The sequence below is a fragment of the Vogesella indigofera genome (assembly GCF_003633895.1).
GTDB lineage: Bacteria > Pseudomonadota > Gammaproteobacteria > Burkholderiales > Chromobacteriaceae > Vogesella > Vogesella indigofera.
This window is the reverse complement of sequence record NZ_RBID01000011.1, coordinates 40,252-63,234: the sequence shown is the minus strand read 5'-3', so window position 1 is coordinate 63,234 and position 22,983 is coordinate 40,252. Positions and strand designations below refer to the sequence as shown.

The window sequence follows — 22,983 nt, the reverse complement described above, 5'->3', positions numbered from 1 at the left end:
TCATTTCTCCTGGATGGATTGGTTGACGAGGGTTGCTTCAGGCAATGCCCGGGATGGCTGCTTCTTGGTGCGCATCAGCCGATACGCCGCCGGGATCACGAACATCGACAACAGCGGCGCGGTGATCATGCCGCCGACCATCGGCGCCGCGATGCGGCTCATCACCTCGGAGCCGGTGCCACTGCCGAGCAGGATCGGCAACAGGCCGGCCAGAATCACCGCCACCGTCATCGCCTTGGGACGTACGCGCAGCACGGCGCCCTGGCGGATCGCCTGATCGAGCATGTGCGCGTCCAGCTTGAGCCCGTGTTCTTGCCGTTCCGCCGCTGCCTGCTTCAGGTACAGCAGCATCACCACGCCGAATTCGGCCGACACCCCGGCCAAGGCGATGAAGCCGACACCGGTGGCTACCGACAGGTGGTAGTCGGCCAGATACAGGAACCACACCCCGCCTACCAGCGCGAACGGCAGCGTCGCCATGATCAGCGCCGCCTCGTCCAGCCGGCGGAAGGTCAGGTACAGCAGCACGAAGATGATCACCAGCGTCGCCGGCACCACCAGTTTCAGCCGGGCATTGGCGCGCTCCATGTACTCGAACTGCCCTGAATAGGCGAGGCTGATGCCGGGCTTTAGCTTCACTTGCTGCGCAATGCTGGCACGCAAATCGGCCACCACCGAGGCCAGGTCACGGCCGCGCACGTCGACGTACACCCAGCCGGACGGCCGCGCGTTCTCGCTCTTCAGCATCGGCGGGCCGTCGCTGATACGGACCGTGGCGACGGTGCCCAGCGTGATCTGCTGGCCCATGTCGGTCAGCAGCGGCAGGTTGCGCAGCCCCTCCAGCGAGTCACGGATCTCGCGCGGATAGCGCACATTGATCGGGTAACGGGCGCGTCCCTCGATGACCTCTCCGATGTTTTCGCCGCCGACTGACGACGACACCACGGCCTGCACCTCGGCGATGTTGAGCCCATAGCGCGCGGCAGCAGCACGGTCGATATCGACGTCGATGTAGCGCCCGCCGGTCAACCGTTCCGCCAGCGCGGAGCTGACTCCCGGCACCCCTTTGGCCACCCGTTCCACCTGCTGCGCTACCTGGTCGATGGCGGCCAGATCGGTGCCCGCCACCTTGACCCCGATCGGACTCTTGATACCGGTCGCCAACATGTCGATGCGGTTACGGATCGGCGGTACCCAGATGTTGGACAGCCCCGGCACCTTGACCACGCGATCGAGCTCGTCGACCAGCTGGTCCGGGGTCATGCCCGGCCGCCACTGTGCACGTGGCTTGAACTGGATGGTGGTCTCGAACATCTCCATCGGCGCCGGGTCGGTTGCCGTTTCGGCGCGGCCAACCTTGCCGAACACGCTCGCTACTTCGGGCACGGTTTTGATCAGGCGGTCGGTTTGTTGCAGCAGTTCGGCGGCCTTGGCTGCCGACAGGCCGGGTAGCGCGGACGGCATGTACAGCAGGTCGCCTTCGTCCAGCGGTGGCATGAACTCGCCACCCAGCCGGGTCACCGGCCACAGCGTGGTCAGCAACAGCAGGCCGGCGACGAGCAATGTCGTCTTTGGCCGGCGCAGCACCACGTCGAGCAAGGGGCGGTAGCCTCGAATCAGCCAGCGGTTGAGCGGGTTGCGGTGCTCGTCCGGAATCCGGCCACGGATCCAGTAGCCCATCAGCACCGGGATCAGTGTCACCGACAGTCCGGCGGCAGCGGCCATGGCGTAGGTCTTGGTGAACGCCAGCGGCCCGAACAGCCGCCCCTCCTGCGCCTGCAGCGTGAACACCGGGATGAACGACAGCGTGATGATCAGCAAGGAGAAGAACAGCGCCGGCCCGACCTCGGCCGCCGCCTCGGTCATCACCCGCCAGTGCGCCTCGCCGTGCAGCGTTTCACCCGGATGCTGGTGGCGCCAGGTTTCGAGGTGCTTGTGGGCGTTCTCAATCATCACCACCGCGGCGTCAACCATGGCGCCGATGGCAATGGCGATGCCGCCCAGCGACATGATGTTGGCGTTGACGCCTTGCTCCCGCATCACGATGAAGGCGATCAGGATGCCGAGCGGCAGCGACACGATCGCCACCAGCGCCGAGCGCAGGTGCCACAGGAACACCGCGCACACTACCGCCACCACCAGGAACTCCTCGATCAGCTTGTCCTTGAGATTGTCCACGGCACGGTCGATCAGCTGGCTGCGGTCGTAGGTCGGCTCGATCTCCACACCAGGGGGCAGGCTGGACTTGAGTTCGGCCAGCTTGGCCTTGACCGCCGCGATGGTCTCGTGCGCGTTCTTGCCGGAACGCAGGATCACCACGCCGCCAACGGTTTCGCCCTGGCCGTTGAGCTCGCCGATGCCGCGCCGCATCTCCGGGCCGAGCTGGAGCGTAGCGACGTCACCGAGCCGCACCGGCACCCCGGCTTGCGTGGTGGAAAGCGGGATGGCGCGGAAATCATCCAGCGATTTGAGATAGCCGGAGGCGCGCACCATGTACTCGGTTTCGGCCAGCTCCAGCACCGAGCCACCGGTTTCCTGATTGGCCTGCTGGATCGCCGCGACCACCTTGCTCTGCGGGATGCGGTAAGCCGCCAGCTTCAGCGGATCGAGCACCACCTGATACTGCTTGACCATGCCGCCGACGGTGGCCACCTCGGACACGCCCGGCAGGCTCTTCAGTTCGAACTTGAGGAACCAGTCCTGCAGGCCGCGCAGCTGGGCCAGGTCGTGCTGCCCGCTCTTGTCCACCAGCGCATATTCGTAGACCCAGCCGACGCCGGTGGCATCCGGGCCCAGCGAGGCCTTGGCGGCAGCGGGCAGCCGCCCCTGCACCTGGTTCAGGTACTCCAGCACGCGCGAACGTGCCCAATACAGATCGGTACCGTCCTCGAACAGCACGTAGACGAAGGAATCGCCAAAGAAGGAGTAAGCCCGTACCGTCTTGGCGCCCGGTACCGACAGCATGGTGGTCGCCAGCGGATAGGTGACCTGGTTCTCGACGATCTGCGGCGCCTGTCCCGGGTAACTGGTGCGGATGATCACCTGCACGTCGGACAGGTCCGGCAGCGCATCGAGCGGTGTGGTCTTGACCGCCCACACGCCCCAGACCGCAATAAATAGCGTCGCCAGCAGCACCAGGAAGCGGTTGGCCACCGACCAGCGAATGAGTTTTTCGATCATGGTGTGACTCCGCTCTTGCCGAGTTGCTGCACCACAAAGTCGCTGCCTTGCTGGCTGAAACCGAACGAGACCTTGTCACCGGGTTTCAGGCCTGCGGCGAGTTCGGGTTTGGCGAGCTTGAAGGTCATGGTCATCGCTCCCCAGCCGAGCGAGGCGACCGGGCCGTGTGAAAGGGTGATCTCGCCCGGCTTGATGGCCTCGATCTTGCCGCTGGCCTGATTCAGGATGGCGGTCTTATCATTGGACGGCATCGAGGATGGTGACGGAACAGCGCTGCCCTCCGCCATACGCGCCAGCACGCCCTTGAGGCTGGCTTCCGAGTCGATCAGGAACTGGCCGGAAGCCACCACCTTTTGTCCCGCCTCCAAGCCCTTGAGGACGACGGTTTTGCCACCGGCTTCCTGGCCTAGCTGCACTTCTACCGGCTGGAAATGTCCGCCGTCGCCGGCGAGTAGCACGATGCTACGGGTACCAGTGCGAATAATGGCTTCGCTCGGCACCATGATCGCTGGTTTACCCGTCCCCGCCTCGAGACGCACTTGCGCGAACATACCCGGCTTGAGTCGGCCATCGCGGTTGGGCAATTCGATGCGGACGCGCAGGGTCCGGCTATCGGTATCGGTTTGTGGCAGCACCGCGATGACCTTGCCCTTGAACGTCTCACCGGGGTAGGCCGTCAACTGTGCCACCAACGGCAGGCCGGTACGGACACGACCGGCCTGCGCTTCGGGAACGGCCGCCTCCAGCCATACGCTGCCCAGCCCGTTGACCCTGGCCAGCGTCATACCCATGCCGACGGTCATGCCGCTGCGTACGTCCAGTTCCTGGATGACGCCACCGATCGGGGTAGAAATGGTGACAATGGGGTGAGTTACGCCGGTTTGCTCGACGCGGCTGATCAGCGACTCCGGCATCCCGGTGAGGCGCAGGCGCTCCCGGGCGGCACTGGCAAGCGCCTTGTCGCCGGTGTTGCGCATGGCCAGGTATTCCTGCTGGGCGCCCGCCCACTCCGGCACCAGCAGGTCGGCAATGGGAGCGCCGGCCGGAACCACATCGCCCGGCGCACGGGCATATACTCTTTGCACGAAGCCGGCACTCCGAGCCTGGATGACGGCGACTTCCCGCTCGTTGAACCCGACGGTCGCCACCGCGGCGACCGCTTCTGTCAGGGTTTTGGATTCGACCATGGCGAACCGGATACCCAGGTTCTGTACCACGCCGGGATCGATCTTGACCCCAGCCGCTTCGCCCCCTTCGTCGGCGTACTTGGCTACCAGTTGCATGTCCATGAATGGTGACTTGCCCGGCTTGTCGAAGTGCTGGTTCGGTACCATCGGGTCGTACCAGTACAGTACCTTGCCGCCTGTGGTACCCACCGCCGTGGCAGCAGGGCTTGCCGTGTGCTCGGCCTGGCCCTGGCGGGCCAGCCAGTAGCTGCCGCCACCGCTGGCCAGTGCCACCGCTACCACCAGGGCAACGAGTTTGCATTGCTGCTTGTTCATGGTGCGTTCTCCCCATAGGCAAAGTGGAGCCGGGCGGCACTGCTGGCGCGCTGGTAGTCCAGCTCGATGAGCTTGAAGCGCTGCTCGATCAGCTCGCGCCGTGCCGCGAGCACCGCCGTCAAGTCAGCCTTGCCCGCCTGGTAACTGGCGGTAACCAGATCGACCTTCTGCTGCGCCAGCGGCAGCCACTCTTGACGGGTCCGATCCAACTGGCGCCCGAGAGCGACGTAATCCGCCATGTTGCTGTCCAATTCGCTGGCATGATCGCGCAGCATCGCTTCGCGCTCGGCATCGATCCTGGTCAATTCCTGCTGCTTGGCCGCGATGTTCGGATCCTGTCGTGTCCTGGTGAACAGCGGCAGGTCAAAGGTGAACTGCAGCGACATCATGTCGCCGAACTGGGCGCCACGTTTCTGGTAGGCAAACTCCACGCCCCAGTCCGGCTTTTTCATTGCGACGGCTTCGCTTACTTCGGCCTCAGCCTTATGCACTGCCGCGCCGAATGCCGCGATTTCCGGGTGCCGGGGCAAGTGCTGCCGCAAGCTGGCGGTAGCGAGGTTGAATGTTGGTGGTTCGCCCGCCAGCGGTTCATCGGCCGCGGAGCCGATCAGGCGGCGCAGCTCGGCATTCGCCTTGGCCAGATCGCGCACCAGGTCATCGTGCCGCTCGGCCAGTTGAGCGGCCTCCTGCTTCGGCATCACCGCATCGGCGGGCTGGGCACGGCCTGACGCAATCTGTGCCTGAACCGCCGTGGCAAGCAGCCGGCTCTCCCGCCCGAGCGCATCAAACAGCGTCAGCTTGCGTTCCAGGGTGTATCGGTTGAGCCAGGCGAGTGCGACCTCACTGCGCACCTTGAGGCGAGCCACCCGGTTTTGCGCTTCGGCCACCTCGACCTCAGCCGCTGCGGCCTCGACCCGCGCCCGGCGCTTGTCGGCGTTGGGGATCTCCTGCATCACGCCAACCTTCTGCATGGTCATGAAATCCTGAGTCAGCGAGCCGCGCATCGGCCCGGAGACCGGGTAGTTGTCGATCCCGACGAACAGCTTCGGGTCCGGCAGGGCGCCAGCCGGCATGGCGGCGAATTGGGCGGCACCGATTTGTGCACGTTGGGCGGCAAGTACCGGCGCGTGGTTTTCGGCTTGATCAAGTGCCGCGTTAAATGTGAGTGGTGCGGCCTGGGCAAGGCCGACCAGCCCTGCCAGCGACAGCTGCAGGGGGAATCGTATCCAGCAATGGGACATGTTCTAACTCCATGGCGTGACAGGTGCGCGAAAGCGCACGACAGCAATCCGTGCGACGAAAATCGCACCGGATCGGAACGTCAAACGGAGTCAGGACTGCGGGGGGCGCCACAACCCGGACGGGTCATGGGAATGAATTACGATGTCGGGATAGATGGTAACAACAGAGTCGGCTGGCAACGCTTGAAACGCCAGCGAAGCCAGCACAGGAGAAAAGACTTGCCCGAGCTTGCATTCCTGCCCAGGTTTGCATGTTGTAGACGACTTGGCCTTCGATGATTTCTGGCTAGTCACCTTGTCCATCTGGCAGCAATCATGATCGGCCGACATACCCATACCGTGCGCCATATCAGACTGCATCGGGCACGGCGAAATTTGCGGCATGGCAAGTGCCGACGTGCCCAGGAACGGGATCGCCAGCATCAGCACGAGAGAAAACATAAGCCGCAGCAATTTCATGGGGGCGAAGTGTAGGTGAAAAGAACTGAAAAAGGAAAGCACCCAACACCAGAATAGCTGCTTTCTGATGCGGGCGCAGCCGATGCCCAATCCACCCAAGCTAAGAATTTGCGCGGGCACACATATCAAAAAGTGGCCGTATGAAGGGTGTGTTCCAGTGATTTCAGAGCACTTTGCTGATCGGTTGAACAATGCTCGAACACTCCAGCAACCGCGCCGCCCCCAATACCTTGCCCTGGGCCAGCCGGGCACGAGCCAAGGGCTCCGTGAGCGCAGCCTGATCCCAAGTAAACGGTGGCCAATGTGGATGCTGCCAGATCCAGCGGTGAGATGATTGCATCACTTATTTGCTCCAAATATTGAGGCGATTGTGCGATACATTCGCTTCATGAATAAGACTGTTCTTACGGTGCCCCAAAGCCTGTGCTCCCGGCACGGGTGCCTCAACCAGATTCCGCAGCGATCCGCCTTCCTAATCATGAGCCGCTACCGGTGACGCTTCCGACACACCGCTCAACAACACCCTCGCGCCTCCTTTTAGCCACGGCCCACCCAGAAATCAGCAACCGAATCTGCTCACCGAATGCTCCTCGTCACCAACGCGCTGGCGACTCACCATGCGGCACGCCCACAATCGTCAGCGGCCGGCCTACTAGTCCCATCCCATAGCAGAGCTGAAAACCCAGCCAGCCCATTTCAGACACTACGTCGGTCCGGATGCACCCCAGTCCGCTGACAACACCGTGCAGCTGCCGGTGCTGATTGAAATTGCGATAGCGCCCCTGCCCGTCCATCACGCTGTTGACACAGTAGCGGCCCACCTCATGTCCACGTTGGATATCGTCCTCGACTTGCGCACCATCGTAGATCAGTAGGCTGTGAATGACCTTTCCATCCTGGCCCACCGATGAGGACGTCCAGATCAGCCCCAGTACATGCTCGAATACGCCCCTTCTGGCCCGCACCGCCATCCGCAAGGCGGTCACCTGTTGATGTAGCTGGTCAGGTGATACCGTCGTCGGTACCGCCAACGCCAGCCTGATAATGGTCAAGCGCTGATAGCCCTGCTGCGCTAAGCCCTGGATAAACTCGCCAGCACTCTGTACCGATGATGAGGTGCCAGTCTTACCAGTCTGATGGCAGACTCCTACGTCCATGGTGTCCTCCTGATGAAATGGTCTGCCTCATCGGATAGCGCACCCCTGTAAAAAAAGACCACGATTCACACCGTGGTCCTGACGCCTGTCGCTCTCTCCTGCTCCTACCGTAGTGGGAGGCCTCCCAATGAGCGTCCCTCCCCCTACGATTCAATTCCGGCTGGCCCCAAAGCCATGATGGCTCTTGCCTGTGCTCTTGCTACTGGCCTTGCACAAGTAGCTCGCCCGACGAAAGAACTCCGCCTGCCCTCTATGATCATCACGGTTCAAGTGGTAGACCGCGTTGTCAGGAATATTCACCAACCCTGCCGCTGCCTCGACCGTGATCCCCAGCGCACTGGCCCACGCCTCTGTCAGGCGGTTGTAGATGTTGCTTCTCCCTAACTCAAACGCCCCCAGCGCGGCGAAAGCATCCCGATTCAGCAGAATGGCGAGGTGGTAATGCAGCATGCCCTCCGCCCCGACTTCTCGCGTCCACACGTAGCGCACCACCGAATCATGCGCATAGGGATTGCTCTGCCTGGCTACCGCCCGGCAATGCTTTATCTTTGCCTTGAAGGAAGCGAGAAACTTGGTGATGGCAACGTTACCGGTCTCCTGCAACAGCGATGACACCCCCTGGCAGTAGGCAGGGAAACGCAAATCCAGACGAAAGGCAAACACCCTGGGGTAGTCATCCAATGTCGTGTCGATGACCTGTTGTAAGCTTCCCAGATAGCTTTCGATCATCCCGCCAGGCTGAGGCAGCACCGGCAGTCCCTGGTAGTAAGGCTGGGTGTAGAGGATCTGGTTACGGTTGAGTGGATTGCGTTGCATGTGATGGTTTCCTTTGATTGGCACATAGCGTCTGTACTGTGCTGTGATTTTTGTCGAGACCTACGCCCCTGCTCTATCAGTACCTTCATTGACCACCTGCAGCGCCATGCCACTGCATGCCAGTACTCAGCCTGATCAGTGCGATATCCGTATTAGCAAAGCAGCTGTAATGGCCACAGTTACTGTTGCCTGATGAATCAGAAAGAATAGAAAATCTGCATCACACAGCTGGTGCAATCACGATCAATGGCTGAGCAATACAGAATGGTGATAAGGTGAACTCAGATGGGAAGACAATGCTGGCATAAGGCAGAACTGATTTCTGCCCGAGCTATTGATAGTGGTGCAAGTGCATCCGATTTCTTGTACTGAGATTTCTAGACGAAATGAATTCAGTCACGAAATCATGGTTGACTTGACTGTTGATTTGATCGTTAACAGGCTTGCCAGCCTGTGCTAGACGATGCGCTAGCTGACCTGCTGAACAAGTCTGTGAGTAACGCTACTGATAAAGCAGCGACCATGACTAAGACTGTTACCTGTTAGAAACAAGCAAAGGAAATAACAAGGATGAACGCTATGCAAGACATGGCAAAGCAACAAGGATAGATACTGAAGCTAGTAACGAATAACAATGCAATTAGTAAAGATACAAATATATCTATTACAGCAAACATCAAAATCACCATCACCAGACTGATCTCAGCGTAGCCAGCAAACAATCCCAAACAAAGCCTGCTTTGTCCTTTGTTTAGTCACTCTCGTAAATCAATACACTAAAACATGAAAAAAGCGGGCATTATGCCCGCTTCTCAATCCGGCTTTGCAGCCACGCCAACACTTCCACCTCCAGCCAGCCAACGGCCCTTGGCCCCAGCTTAACCTGATCCGGAAAATCTTCTGTCACCATGTATTTGTAGAGTGTCGAGCGGGCTAGACCAGTTATGGCCATTACTTGTTTTAAGCGCAAAATTTTCATTTTGTTTACCTCGGGTGATGTGCTCATCACATTCCGCACCCGCGTAATTTTTTATTTCAACAGCAAATTTTTAGTCTCCTACCCGATGCAATCACGAGAGATGGATGCGCCATGATTCCGTAAATCCCCCTGTACTGACTGTACATGTACTAAGCTAGATTATTTTATTCATCTAGAAAGAATCTTCTTGATTACTACTATTTTTCTAACTATAGTAAAAATATTAATTTCTAACAGTAGAAATATTACTTAATCAAGTATTACTTAATAAAGCAATACTACTAAAGTGAGAAAAATATGGAACATCAAAATTATGTCAAATACATAATTGAAGAAATAGCAAATTCTATAGCTTCACTTGATCACCACCCAACACATCTAGCATTTTTCTTTTTGTCAAACATACCAGGAAGTAAATGCAGCAAAATTCAAATTTCGTCAGAAAAAATAATTGATTCCATCAAGGAAGATATTCAAACCATTCAATTCAATAACTGGCAGCCACTAATTTATATAATTCAAGAAAGAACCAGGAATTCATTTTTCAATCCGTACCAATTTCAAAGCAAGCGCCAAACTTCCTTTATCGAAACTTGCTTAGAAATTATTTTAGAAAAAAATAAAATTAACTTTAGAATAACCAACCCAAAAATCACTCCGAACAAATACCAAGGGATCAGCAGGATTGAAAGTGCGCTAGTACAATTTGACATCACTCTCCCCCACCAAAGAAAAGGTGCAATGTACAATGACCTGTACTCACAATGGGAAAAGTCAACAGCATCTGACAAAGAAATATTTGATTGGATAAACACGAACAAAAACAGACAGAAAAAGAAATTAAAATCAATTTGGCTTTGGTTTATTAACAACCATTACAACATCGCCACCCAGTGCGACGAGCCAAAAGAAATTGAAGACGCATACATTTTATTTGACAAATTACTACTGATAGACAAAAAATTCGATGAAAATTTCAAAAAAATAGTGAAATTTCACTATAACAATAATCAAAAAGAAAAAGAGCAAAACGAAAACAAAAAATCCCCCATCCATGCCAAGAAACAGTTAAATATAAAAATAGAATCATATTTACACGAAAATGCCAAGGCCATTGCAGGAAAACTAGGTATATCATTAGCCGCCATGATGGAGACTTTAATAAAGAAAGAAATGCAAATACACAATGACATTTCAGGAAACTTCCAAACAAATGCAACACACCCTTTATGGCATAATAAAAATGAAAATCAAAATAAAAGCCAAACCAAAAACTGATAAGTATTAATTTGGAAGTAGCAGGATGGCTGTTTTGAAATATTTTTTTGAGGTGTGCTTTGATCAGGGCATCAGTCTGGCGCAGTAGTCGTCAGCATAGGCAATCCGAGGATACGGAGCTAATTGCAGAGCTGAAGGCGCTGTTTGGTGACTTGCTTAGCTACGGCAAGGCACTACGCGGCGCCATAACCGGGGTCTTTACCAAGCCCCCCTACTGAAGCGACTATTTCTACTATTCATCCATGAAGCCTCCCGGATTGGCCGATGATCAGCAACTACTCCTATCTGGCCGGCAACAGGTCGGCGAGGCTGTGTGAAAACATCTTCGTGTCATTGATGTTCCTAATGGCATACCGAGGGTTGCACAATCAGACGGCTTGAATGAAAACAGTGTCGAGCTGGCCTCCATGCGCCGCGCCCCGGTGCGTTTACAACGCCTGCTGGCCCCAGAGTCTAGCGCCCTGTTTCGGCTGAACCACCCACCGGACTGGCTGCAAGAACAAGATGTTCAGGACCTACGAGAATCAACAGAAGAGTTTTCGCTGGTCTTGAATGACTTCACCTCCTTGGTCGAGCGCATCAAGCTACTGCAGGAAGAACTGGCCGCCCAACTGAACGAACAGACCGACAAGACACTGTTCACCCTGATGATGGTGACGGTGCTTGCACTACCGATCAACATTGTGGCCGGCTTCTTCGAGATGAATGTGGGAGGAATTCCGCTAGCGGAGCACCCACATGGCTTCTGGGTACTGGTTGCTTTTGTCGCCGGCTTCACCGGGCTCGCCGGTACTTGGGCTTTCAGAGGAAAACGTAACTGAACTTTATGCGGTCCACCATTTTAGGTGAACTATTCCTGGTCTGTTAGGCCGCTTATGGGCAGTCACTTCGATGGTAAAAGGGCAAGCCAAATGGCTTGCCCTTGCGGTGCGGATTGTGGCCAACGTTGGCCGCAAGCTGCAGGTTTAGAAGATGTAGTTCATACCCAGCTTGCCACTTTGACCGTCAACATTGCTGCGACCTTCCAGCGAAGCGGATAGCGACAGGTTTTTACTGAAGCCATAGTTGGCGCTGATGCCGAAGTTCAGCAGTGTCTTGCGCTCGCTGGCGAAAGTCACCGGGAAGCTCACACGGTGATCGCTCGCCAGTGTGGCCTGCATCGCGTCCTTGCGGTCAGAGAAGGCATGTTCCAGCCCCAGATCCAGCGCCACATTCCAGCGCTGGCCCTGATCCAACGATGTCCACAACCAGGTGGCACCAATCTGCGCCTTGCTCTGCTGTGCGTCGAAGCCAGCCAGATCAAGACGGTCGGTGGCGCTACCCTGTTCCAGCAGGCCATTGACCGAAGCCTTGCCGTGGCTGAGACCGACGCGTGGCAGGATCGCTAGCTGCGGGGTGATTTGCGCGCGGTAGACCGCGGCCAGGCTGGCAGTCAGTGCCTTGGCTTCGGTGTTGGCGCTGGTCTGCCCCACGACGGTGCTGCGGCTCAGCTGGTAGTCGTAGCTGCTGTGGCTAACACTGGCCAACACATCCAGCGACGGGTTGACACTCAGACGGGCAAACAGGCTGGCACCATGCACCTTGCTGTTGCCGCTACCAAAGCGGGCGCTCAGATCGCCACTGCCATCCAACAGCACCGTACCGAGAGTGAACGCTTCGCCGATACGGTATTCGCCCCCAACGTAGAAGTCACGACGCTCCAGCCCGGTCTTGTTGGCGGTCTCCATCTCGTCGTACAGATAACCGACAAAGGCACTGCCCTGGCCTACCGGCGTAGCGCTGTCCAGTGCGGTAGTTGTGCGCTGCAGCAGCAGACCGGATACCAGCTCGCCCGTGCGCAGGGCATTGTCGGCCATGGCACCGTAGTACTCGGGCGTAAACCGCTCGGCGTTGGCTGCGGCACTGCTGCCGTTGGCGGTAATGAACTGGGCCGCCAGCTGGCCCACCGTGCTGGCAGAGTCGATCTGGTTCTGGCCGACATCAGTGGTGGCAATATTCAGCAAGGCGGCAGCCGCAGCACGCTGGCTGGTGGTGCTGCCCATATCGGCAAAAGTGCTTGCTGCGCCGTTCTGACCGGTGGCTAGCACCTTGCCGGTGGCAACGTCAAACACGATGGCAGCATTGCTGACGGCGATGCCCGCTCCGGCCAGACCATCGGCATCATATTTCACGCTGCCAAAAGTACCGTTAACGGCTTTGGCGTTGCCGGCCAGATCGGCAATGATCTGGTAGCTGTTGCCGCGTACCGGTGCGGTGCCCCCATAGGTCTGCACCACCAGTTCACTGGCAGCGCCCAGGGTAACCGTGCCGCCGACGCTGGTCTGGTCGTAGCCGGTAATTGGCGTAGTGTTCTGCAGTTCGGCTTCAAACAAACCGTTGTTGATGAAATTGCCGATGATGACGGTCTGGCCCGGCGAGTTGCCCGGTGCCAGCTTGCCGTTGTTCACATAATCACCGGTAAAGGTCAAGAAGCCCTTAACGGTGCTACCGACCTTGTTGTCAAAGCTGGCGGCCTGCACCGTACCGCGACCGCTCAGGGTTGTGTAGACGAGGTTGCTACTGCTTCCCAGTGTCAAAGTACCGCCGACGGTAGTGGTGGCGCTATTCAGCGTGGCACCATCGGTCACACTCAGGGTAGTGCCGGCGGCTACCGTGGTGCTCTGGGTGGTGGTGGTGCCCTGGGTCAGATCCAGTTGGCCACTGCTGACATCCAAATCGGTGCTACCAGCGTTGATGTTGCCGCTGAAGGCACCACCCTGGGTGACCGTCAGTTTGTAAGCAGTCACGTCCACAAGGCCAGTGCCGATCAGGCTACGCAGGGTCTGGTTGCCACCGCCCAGAATCAGCTTGCCGTCCACGCGGGCATCGGCGGCGGTGTACAACCGGTTTTCACCGTTGAGGGTCAGCTCACTGTCGTCATACACGCGTACCGATGCGGCCTGGCTGGTGCCGTTGAGAGTGACTTTGCCATGGGTTTCCAGCGTACCGCTACCCAGATTGGCATTGATCACGGCGCCACCATTCAGCGTGTAGCTGTCGGCAGTCAGCGTGCCGCTGCCACTGATGGTGCCGCTGTTGACTAGGGTCTTGATACTGTCATTAGCGTTCTGGTTCAGGGTGCCACTGTTGTTCAGCGCGGCGGTAGCCGACAGGCCACCTTGCTGGTTGTCCAGCGTCGCGCCGCTCGCAACGGTAATGCTCTGGCTCTCCAGGCTGCCATCCAGCACCAGCTTGCCACTGTTGATTTGCGTGTTGCCAGTGTAGGTGTTGGCACCCGACAGGGTCAGCTTGCCGCTACCGTCTTTTTGCAGGCTGCCGCTGTTCGGCAAGCTGCTGTCCTGAATCACACCGGCAAAGGTGGTGTCCTTGTTCTGCTTGAGGGTCAGCTTGGCGCCGGACAATTCCAGCACGCCGTCGCCATTACCTGCCAGTGTGCCGATGGTCTCGGCACCACCCATGATCAACTTGCCGTTGACGCTGACATCACTACTGTCCAGCAGACGCTCGGGCGCACCCAGCGTAGTGATACCGGAGGCGATGGTGACAGTTGCCGCGCTGCTGCTGCCATTGAGCAGCACATTGCCATTGCTGGTCAGGGTACCGGTGCCCAGATTGGCGTTGATGATCGAGCCGTCGTTCAGGTCGTAGGTGTTGGCAGTCAGCGTATGGCTGGCGTTATTGAGGGTGCCGGTACTGCTGAAGCTGGCGATGGTGTCATCGGCGTTGAGATTGACAATTCCGTCGTTACTCACTGCGGCCAACGTGGACAGGCCACCGTTGTTGTCATCCAGCGTGGCGCCCTGGGCGACGGTCATGCTCTGGCTTGCTAGGCTGCCATCCAGCACCACTTTACCGCTATTGATCTGGGTGTGACCAGCGTAGGTGCTGGCACCGCTCAGGGTGATGCTGCCGCTACCGTCTTTTTGGAGGCTGCCCTGGCCGCTTTCGCTATCCTGGATCACGCCGGCAAAGGTGGTATCCGTGTTTTGCTTCAGCGTGAGTTTGCCGCCGTTCAGATCGACATTGCCACTAGCCGCACCGGTCAATGTGCCGATGGTTTCGTCGCCACCCAGCACCAGATTGGCGTTGACGGTAACGTCGCTGCTGTCCAGCAGACGCTCCGCCGAACCCAGTGTTGTCGTGCCGGTTTCTATGTTGACGGTTTCCGCCTTGCTGGTACCGTTGACCTGTACCGTGCCATTCGCCGCCAGTACGCCACTACCCAGATGGGCATTGATGACAGAGCCGTCATTCAACGCATAGGTATCGGCGGAAAGGGTCTTGTCGCCGTTGATGGTGCCGGTGTTGATCAGGGTCTTGATCGTGTCATCGCTGTTTTGTTCAATCACGCCAGCACTGGTTACCACGCTGGTATCGGACAGGCCGTTATTATCCTGATTGTGATTGATCAGTGTGCCGTCCTTGGCGATGGTCACCGTCTGGCTTTGCAGGCTGCCGGTATCGTTCAGCGCGATGATGCCGCCGTTGATCTGGGTATGACCACGGTAGGTGTTGGCACCGGTCAGAATCTGCTTGCCGTTGCCGTCTTTTTGCACACTGCCGGCACCGTTCTGGTTGTCCTGAATCACGCCGGCGTAGGTGGTCTCCTTGCCAGCATGGTTCAGTGTCAGCTTGGCGCCGGACAACTCCAGCACACCGTTCTGATTGCCTGCCAGCGTGCCGATGGTTTCATCACCGCCCATGACCAGCTTGCCGTCAACGGTGACGTCGCTGCTATCCAGCAGACGTTCGGCGCTGCCCAGCGTGGTGGTGCCGGAGGCAATGGTGACGGCTTCCGCCTTGCTGGTGCCGTTGACCTGCACTGTGCCATTCGCCGTCAGTACGCCACTGCCCAGATGGGCGTTGATGACGGAGCCGTCGTTCAGCGCATAGGTCTGGGCAGTCAGGGTCTGGCTACCGTTGATGGTGCCGGTGTTGACCAGACTGGCGACGGTGTCGTCATGGTTCTGATTGATCAGGCCATCGTTGCTCAGCGCCACGTCGGCTTCCAGACCGCCACTGTTATTAGTCAGCGTGGCACCGGTGGCAACGTGGACGGCATCCGTGCTCAGGCTGCCATCGAGTACGATTTGACCCGCGTTGATTTGGGTTTTGCCGGTGTAAGCGTTCTGAGCTGTGATGGTCAGCGTACCGCTACCGTTTTTCACGATGCCGGAACCTGTGCCACCTGCCACGCCGCCATCCTGGATATTGCCCGCGAAGGTAGTATCGCCATTCTGGTTCAGTGTCAGGGTGTTGCTACCCAGCTTGACTGCGCCATTGCCCGCCAAGGTGCCGATTGCCTGATCGCCGGTGCTGGAGGTGTCCAGCGTCGCGCCATTATTGACCTCGACCTTGCCGTTGGCATTCAATGCACCCTCTTCGACCAGACGCAGCTCGCCGCCGTTCACGACGGTGCCGTCAGCATAGGTATTGGCCTTGGTCAGCAGCAGGGTGCCGGTATGGTTGGCATCGCCTACAGTGAGCGAGCCATTACGTAGTACGCCATTCAGGATGCCGTAGTTGTCATTATTGGCATTGGCCTTGACCAGCACCGTGCCGTTCTGGCCATTCAGGTTGATGTCGTTTTCCAGCGTGACTTTATGGGTGGAATCTGCGGCACCCAGAATCAGGGCATTGTTGCCACCGACAAAGCCCTCGACACCCCAGGTACGTTCCAGCCCGCCGCTGAGCTCAACGCTCAGGTCTTGCTCTTCGGCGGCAAAACCGCCGGAGCCGGTCCACTGCACGCGATCGCCGGCAGTACCCGTGAAGCGGTCGAATACGCCGGTATTGACCAGCAGGATGCCGCCTTCGCGGTTTGAAGCAAAATTGATATTACTGCTGGCGTGCAGGGTTTCGCCATCGACTGCCTTGAGGACGCCGCCTTCCAGAATGGTCTGGCCGGTGTAAGTGTTCTCGCCGTTAAACACCACCAGGCCGCTCCTGATGGTCAGACTGGCACCATCGCCCTCGGCATTACCGTAACCATCAATGGACGCCGAACTGTCGTCTGCGATAGTGCCGTTAAAGGTAATGGTTTTACCGGCACCGGCATCCAGCACCACATTGGAGCCCTTCATCATGAACAGATCGGTACCGGCGGCATCGCCACTGCTACCGTGGTTGGCCACATCGCCGGCACCGCCGCGCACCTTGCCGCGACCAAAGGTAGTATCGCCCTTGATGGTCAGCGAGCCGCCGTCACGAACGAAGATCGAACCGCCGAGACCAGAGCCGCCGTTGCCGCCGCCCAGGGTGCTGCCGCCCACACCGGAGCCGCCGTCGCCGCCGCCAAAGCCGCCAAGACCACCGTCGCCACCATCGCCCTTGCCGCCGTTATGGGTAACACCATTACCGTCGTCGCCAGAATTGGCACCTGCGCCACCTTGGCCACCGCCAGCGCCAAAGCCGCCGGTACCACCGGTGCCGCCACTACCACCCTCGCCACCGATAGCACCCGTGGTGGAAACGGCATCACCACCACTACCACCGGCACCACCGGTTCCGCCGCCAAAGAAGCTCGCACCGGTACCGCCATCGCCGCCAGCACCGCCATTGCCACCGGCACCACTGAGCCCCAATTCGCTACTGGTTACAGTAATGGCGGTCAGATAAGCCGCATTTGCTACTGCTATAACCGTATCGGCAGTTACCTTGGTAGTGGTCACCGCCGCAGCCTGGGCGGTGTAAGTGGCCGCTAGTGCCGTATAAATAGGCGCCAGACCGGCTGTGGTCACCCCCGCTGTAGCCGCTGCTGCCTGAGCAGTCATTTCCGTTGCCAATCCGGTGTAAAACGCAGCTTCGCTAGTGTCGCCGACAGAGGTCGCAATATCGTAGACGGACTGGGCTATTGCCAATACGGTGTCGGCGGTAACTGCTGCACCATTCGAACCACTTCCCCCTGCGCCTCCGGTACCGCCAACACCTATGATGCCATCTCCGCCATCTTCGCCGTTATAGCCGCCAAAACCGTTACCGCCATTAACATAGGCCGCACCGCCATCGGCGTCGTCACCTGCAGAACCGGTTGCGCCCGGAACGCCTGTGCCAAACAGGTTATTCAAGGAACCGCCAACACTGCCCACGCCCCCTTTGCCGCCGACCGCGGTATTACCGGAGAACTTCACGTTGTCCAGCACCACACTGGCACCGTCATTAATGAAGATGGCGCCCCCCATACCGGCGCCGCCGCCGCTACCGGCACCACCGGTGGTGGTGAAGTTGGCCAGCGTGCTATTGCTGATGTTCAGGCTGCCACTCTGGACAAAATAGCCATTGCCTTGTTGTCCATCGATCTTCTGGTCGCTCACGGTTTGTGAGCCGGTCACGATACCGCCTGCGGCATGTGCGCCGGAAGTAGCCAGCACCAGACCGGACAGGGCGATCAATACCGCGTGCGAAGTAGCACTGCGCTGAAATTGGGGAGCATTGTGTCGGGATGTGTTCACGTTATGTCAGGCCAGTAGTGAAGTTGAAAGCGCACACCGCAAGCGGGGCGGCACCGGAATTTCAAATTGGCTCGTACTGCCTCGTCCGCCCCAAACGATGACTCCATGGCGGCGCTAGCGACAAATGATGCGATGCCGAGCAATCTGAATGAATTCAGTTGCTTGCGATGCTATGTCGATATGTAAATGGCAATATTTGAATTGGCGTATAGAATGTTTGGAAAACGGGACGCCCGGGAAATAACCGCTAGACACGCAGAGGAAGAAACCTTGAGAAAAAAGCATAAATTCATTAAAAATCAACAACATGAAAACAAATCCACATTAAAAATAGTAAATTCATTGCCTTGGCAGTTTCTTGTTACATAAATGCAAAAATAGCAATGACAAGACATTAAAACCATCACGCCAGCAAATAATATTAAACTAAAACATAAGCAATAATACTGCCATTCAATGTTAATTGATTTCAAATGTCATCTAAAGAAACGGCATTTTTATTCGGCTGAAAATTCATTACAGCCCCCGGTTTAACAGCTAGAATCTTATTCTTGATTCATATTTCAAAAATACGAACAACCATGCCAACAGACTTGCTTTCAGCGCATATCCTGCTGGTTGATGACTCGCTGGATGAGTTGCGACTGTTGAAAGATGTGCTTGATGTTCACCGCTTCAGAATGTCGATTGCATTTGATGGACACCAAGGCTATCAGCGTGCCAAGACCTTACACCCGGACTTGATCCTGCTTGATGTGCGCATGCCCAAAATGGACGGTTTTAGCGCTTGCCGCCTGCTAAAGGCAGACCCGCTGACCCGCGACATCCCAGTGATTTTCCTGTCAGCGGCCAATGCCGCAGAAGAGCGGCTGACCGGACTTTCCATCGGCGGGGTCGATTATGTGAACAAGCCGTTTCTGCCCGAGGAGGTCTTGGCCCGCGTGCGCATTCATCTGAGCTTGTCGGCAAGGATGGCGCCGGCATCCGGGTTGGCTATGCAGCTGTCACCATCGGCCATTGCACCGGATGAGGTTTTGCTACAGGCAGGCATTGCCGTGATCTGCCAGCACCTAGGCGAGCCAATTACCGTGGACGACATCGCCAGCAGCGTAGGTAGCCATGAGAAAAAACTGTCCGCCGTGTTCAAGGAACGCACCGGCCTGACCGTGTTTGCCTATCTGCGCGAGGAACGGCTGCGGGTGGCCAAGCAATGGCTGGAGCAAGGCGACACCAGCGTACAGATGATTGCCGAACAGCTGGGCTTTCAGAATGCCGGCAATTTCTCCACCGCATTCCGCGAGCGCTTTGGTCTACCGCCGACGGCCTATCGCAAATTGCTGCGACAAGGGGATGTTGCCCCTGGCGAACAATGCGCATAAAGCTCTTACTGCTGCTCTGCGGACTGTGTTGGTGGCTAGGTGGTGCAGCGCTGGCGGTAAGCACGGACAAGTCTTATGTCGTAAACGGCACGGAAGATGGCGTCCTGCTTCAGCCTTATGTGTTGCTGACCGAGGACGTCAACGCGAATGCCTCACTGACAGACATCCTGGCACAGCCGCGCTTTCAACCAGCCAGCAGCAGGCAACTAACGCCGGGTTATTCGCACTCCGCGTTCTGGCTGCGAACCCGCTTGCGGAATCCGTCCTCCCATCCGGTAACGGTATGGCTGGAAACCGGTACCGCACGCCTGCAGGAAGTAACCCTGTACCAGCTCGCAGGCGGGCGCTGGCAGGCGGAAGAAGCCGGCACAAAGCGTCCGTTCGCCGTCCGGCCACTGGATACGACCACACCGGTTTTTCCGGTAAGGTTGGCCGCAGGAGAAAGCCGCGAGCTGGTATGGCGCATCGCCAGCGAGACCAGTATTTCCTTGCTACCCCGGCTGTGGCTTCCGGAACACTTTCGCGCCAACGAGGGGGCGCACCGCCTGTTGCACGGTGTGGAGTTTGGCGCGCTGACCATCATGGCGCTGTACAGCCTGATGCTGTTTTTTTCCCTGCGCCGCTACGGTTTTGCCTACTACGCGCTATCAGTGCTGACCTATGTGATCTACGAGATCAGCATTACCGGCTTTGGTTTCCACTATCTGTGGCCAGAAGCGACGTTTTGGGCGACCCGCATCATTTCGCTCAGCGCGACACTGTCGATTGCCTTTTTCTTGCTGATGTTCCGCGAATTTCTGGACACCCGCCAGCATGCACTGCGCTGGGATCGTTTTTTATTGGGCCTGCTGTTCTGCCTGTGTTCCATAATTGGCATCTTACTGCTTGATTACCGTCTCGGTGCTCAGCTGGGCACGGTATTGAGTCTGGTGGTGACGGTAACCATGCCAGTGCTGTGTTTGGTGCTGTTATACCGGGGCCCGGTGGGTGGCTGGGCCTATGGCTTGGCAAGCTTTGCCTGCATGCTGGGTAATCTGGCACGGGTGATGGAAATCCTCGGCTGGAGGGTATCCGATGTGATGTCGGAGTATGGTGCGCCGCTAGGCAGCATCGCCAGTACCGGCATGTTACTGACCGCGTTTACCCTGCAGATGCGCAGAGTGCGCATCCAGAAGGAGCAGGCGATTACCTCCTTGCTGGTACTGAAGGAACAGCAGCGTGACAAGCTGGAACAGCAAGTGATTGCGCGCACCGTCGCACTGGATGTCGCCTTGCGCGAGGCACACGAGGCCAATCAGGCCAAAAACCGCCTGCTGGCGCATATTAGCCACGATCTGCGCGCGCCCTTATCCATCATCATCGGCTACACCCGACTGTTGTATCAGCCGCGTACCGACAGCGCGGTATGCCTGCGCGCCATCGAGGACAACGCCCGCCATCAATTGGCGCTGATTGACGAGCTGATTGATTTTTCCTCTAATCATCTTGGAGAGATTACCCTGCGACCGCAAGACGGCGCCTGGGCCGATTTCCTGCGCAGCATAGTCAATGACGCACAACAGCTGACCGCACCGCACGGCAACCGCTTCGAGCTGGTGACCGATGACGAGATACCGCCGCTGCTGCATCTGGACTTCAAGCGCTTGCGCCAGGTGCTGGCCAACCTCCTGTCTAATGCCGCCAAGTTCACCCGTGATGGTGTGATCCGGCTGGCAGTGCAGGCACGACAACAAAATGGACAATGGCTGCTGACAATCTGCGTCAGCGATAGCGGTATCGGCATGTCGGATGACACACTTGGCCGCCTGTTTCAACCGTTCAGGCGCGGCGACAATGTGCAGCATACTCAGGGCACCGGTTTGGGCCTCGTGATCAGCGCCGGCCTGCTGGCAAAAATGGGCAGCAAGCTGCAGGCCGACAGCACACTGGGCGTGGGCAGCACATTCTCCTTTTGCATTCCGGTGGCGTTGGCGCACATAGCTGCGCCCGCAGCGACCACATTACAGCCCCAGACGGCACCATCAGCCTCTGGCTACCGCATCCTGCTGGTGGATGATCACGCGCAGAGCCGCGCTCTGACCGTCGATTGGCTGCAAAGTGCCGGACACGATGTACTGGAAGCAGCCGATGGCTATGCCGCGCTCTCATTGCTGGCCTATCACACCGTCGATGCCATCGTGTCGGACCAGCAGATGCCGGCCTGTGATGGCTGGGATTTGCTGGCAACCCTGCGCCAGCAACAGACATCACCGCCAGTGCTGCTGTTCTCCAGCATGGTTGCCTGTCGTCCAGCACATCTGCCGCCGACACTGGATTTTGATGGCTATTTGCAAAAACCGGCCAGCCCGGCGCAATTACAGCAATTACTGCACCCGCTGCTGCCGCAGTCACGTTCCACGCTAGCAGCCGCGCTGAGCGACACCCAGCTTACCGAGCTGACTACCCTGCTACAGGACGGACGGATTAGTGATCTCGAGGTCTGGGCACAGACCTTGGGTGATACAGAGCCGACACAGCGCCCACTGGCGACACAGATCATCCGCGCCGCCCAACAGCTGGATATGGCAACGTTGACACGATTGGCGGATTGCGCACTTTAGTGCGCACAGCCAACAGGTGATAGGCCATGTCATCAATTCTCTGCCGGGTATTGAAGAAAAAATCCTGCCCCTACTAATAATTGCCCATGACAAATAGTACGCGCTGAGAGGTGACCAATGGGAACGCATTGAGGACTTGCTACGGCGAAACGGCATCAGGGTCAGAACCAGTAAACGTTGGCGACCAGTCAGTGGCGGGAAGCATCTTCTGCCCGTAGCGCCCAATCTGCTGCAGCGACAATTCACCGCTGGCGACATCAATCAGCGCTGGATATCTGAGATGACCTATATCCGGACCGGTGAAGGGTGGCTGTATCTCGTAGTGGTACTCGACTTGCATTCCCTGGCGATAGTGGGCATGTACCATGCATCATTGAATGCAGCAAGAGCTGGTTCATGCCGCCCTGACGATGGCCGTGGCACGTCGCAAGCCTTCAGGAGCGGTGATTCTGCATTCGGACCGGGGGAGTCAGTACTGTGCCTTTGACTACCAGGCATTGCTGAAACAGCCTGGGATGGTACCGAGTCACTCCCGCGCCGGGAACTACTGGGATAATGCTGCGATGGAAAGCTTCTTCCGCTCGCTGAAGTCGGAACGGGTTTATCTAACCAGTTATTGGGGCTACGAGAAAGCGCGTACTGATGTGTTTGATTACATCCGCTTTTACAATCACCAACGACGCCATTCGACACTGGGGTATCTGACCCCGGTTGAATTCGAACAAAGTCGTTCAGTGCTTAGTGCTTAACCCGTAGTCCATGGAGAGCGGGACAGACCAGTGTGAAGGCTTTGCACCGAGCCACTAGCCGCCCTATATCGTGCACTAAGCGTTGCTGCACTCTGTGATTGAACGGCCATAGTGTCGCCTAGGCTGGGTTATGTGGCAGCAGCATGGCCACCAAGCCGGCTTATTGTGATGAGGTTCAATCGATTCGGTAGC

14 protein-coding genes are annotated in these 22,983 nt (G+C 57.6%); 5 read left to right on the top strand and 9 right to left on the bottom strand.

Annotated elements, in window-relative coordinates; all coding sequences use genetic code 11:
- From C8E02_RS02600 to C8E02_RS02565, 8 genes are all read right to left on the bottom strand, one after another.
- The gene (locus tag C8E02_RS02600; RefSeq protein WP_120809531.1) at positions 1–3,180 is read right to left on the bottom strand and encodes an efflux RND transporter permease subunit; all 3,180 of its coding nucleotides are present in this window, start codon (positions 3,178–3,180) and stop codon (positions 1–3) included.
- Entirely contained in the window at positions 3,177–4,682 is a 1,506-nt protein-coding gene (locus C8E02_RS02595; RefSeq protein WP_120809530.1) for an efflux RND transporter periplasmic adaptor subunit, read from the bottom strand. The genes C8E02_RS02600 and C8E02_RS02595 overlap by 4 nt, the downstream gene beginning before the upstream one ends.
- Positions 4,679–5,923 carry a TolC family protein gene (locus C8E02_RS02590; RefSeq protein ID WP_120809529.1) on the bottom strand — a complete coding sequence of 415 codons (1,245 nt, stop codon included), beginning with the start codon at positions 5,921–5,923 and terminating at the stop codon, positions 4,679–4,681. Before C8E02_RS02590 ends, C8E02_RS02595 begins: the two co-directional genes overlap by 4 nt.
- Positions 5,924–6,013: 90 nt before the next feature.
- Positions 6,014–6,382 carry a hypothetical protein gene (locus tag C8E02_RS02585; protein WP_120809528.1) on the bottom strand — a complete coding sequence of 123 codons (369 nt, stop codon included), beginning with the start codon at positions 6,380–6,382 and terminating at the stop codon, positions 6,014–6,016.
- 163 nt (positions 6,383–6,545) lie between these two features.
- Positions 6,546–6,722, bottom strand: coding sequence for a DUF4172 domain-containing protein (locus tag C8E02_RS17810; protein WP_120809527.1), 177 nt, complete (start codon positions 6,720–6,722; stop codon positions 6,546–6,548).
- A gap of 253 nt (positions 6,723–6,975) precedes the next feature.
- Positions 6,976–7,539, bottom strand: a complete 564-nt coding sequence (locus C8E02_RS02575; RefSeq protein WP_120809526.1) for a hypothetical protein — start codon at positions 7,537–7,539, stop codon at positions 6,976–6,978.
- Positions 7,540–7,689: 150 nt separating this feature from the next.
- Positions 7,690–8,355: an inovirus Gp2 family protein gene (locus tag C8E02_RS02570; RefSeq protein WP_120809525.1), complete on the bottom strand. Its 666-nt coding sequence runs from the start codon at positions 8,353–8,355 to the stop codon at positions 7,690–7,692.
- Positions 8,356–9,154: 799 nt separating this feature from the next.
- The gene (locus C8E02_RS02565; RefSeq protein ID WP_245961047.1) at positions 9,155–9,361 is read right to left on the bottom strand and encodes a helix-turn-helix transcriptional regulator; all 207 of its coding nucleotides are present in this window, start codon (positions 9,359–9,361) and stop codon (positions 9,155–9,157) included.
- Positions 9,362–9,631: 270 nt separating this feature from the next.
- Between C8E02_RS02565 and C8E02_RS17115 the strand changes: the two genes are divergently transcribed.
- Entirely contained in the window at positions 9,632–10,612 is a 981-nt protein-coding gene (locus C8E02_RS17115; RefSeq protein ID WP_147424415.1) for a ribbon-helix-helix domain-containing protein, read from the top strand.
- Positions 10,613–10,989: 377 nt separating this feature from the next.
- On the top strand, positions 10,990–11,433 hold the full coding sequence (locus C8E02_RS02560) for a CorA family divalent cation transporter (protein WP_245961046.1): 444 nt from the start codon (positions 10,990–10,992) through the stop codon (positions 11,431–11,433).
- Positions 11,434–11,577: 144 nt separating this feature from the next.
- On the opposite strand, the gene C8E02_RS02555 is transcribed toward C8E02_RS02560, so the two are convergent.
- Positions 11,578–17,283 carry an autotransporter-associated beta strand repeat-containing protein gene (locus C8E02_RS02555; RefSeq protein WP_147424414.1) on the bottom strand — a complete coding sequence of 1,902 codons (5,706 nt, stop codon included), beginning with the start codon at positions 17,281–17,283 and terminating at the stop codon, positions 11,578–11,580.
- Between the two features lie 1,361 nt (positions 17,284–18,644).
- Between C8E02_RS02555 and C8E02_RS02545 the strand changes: the two genes are divergently transcribed.
- The 3 genes from C8E02_RS02545 to C8E02_RS02535 all read left to right on the top strand — a co-directional run bounded on the left by C8E02_RS02545 (position 18,645) and on the right by C8E02_RS02535 (position 22,791).
- Positions 18,645–19,442: a response regulator transcription factor gene (locus C8E02_RS02545; protein WP_120809522.1), complete on the top strand. Its 798-nt coding sequence runs from the start codon at positions 18,645–18,647 to the stop codon at positions 19,440–19,442.
- Positions 19,433–22,042: a hybrid sensor histidine kinase/response regulator gene (locus C8E02_RS02540; RefSeq protein ID WP_120809521.1), complete on the top strand. Its 2,610-nt coding sequence runs from the start codon at positions 19,433–19,435 to the stop codon at positions 22,040–22,042. Before C8E02_RS02545 ends, C8E02_RS02540 begins: the two co-directional genes overlap by 10 nt.
- Positions 22,043–22,419: 377 nt before the next feature.
- The gene (locus C8E02_RS02535) at positions 22,420–22,791 is read left to right on the top strand and encodes an IS3 family transposase (RefSeq protein ID WP_120809520.1); all 372 of its coding nucleotides are present in this window, start codon (positions 22,420–22,422) and stop codon (positions 22,789–22,791) included.
- Positions 22,792–22,983: the final 192 nt, after the last annotated feature.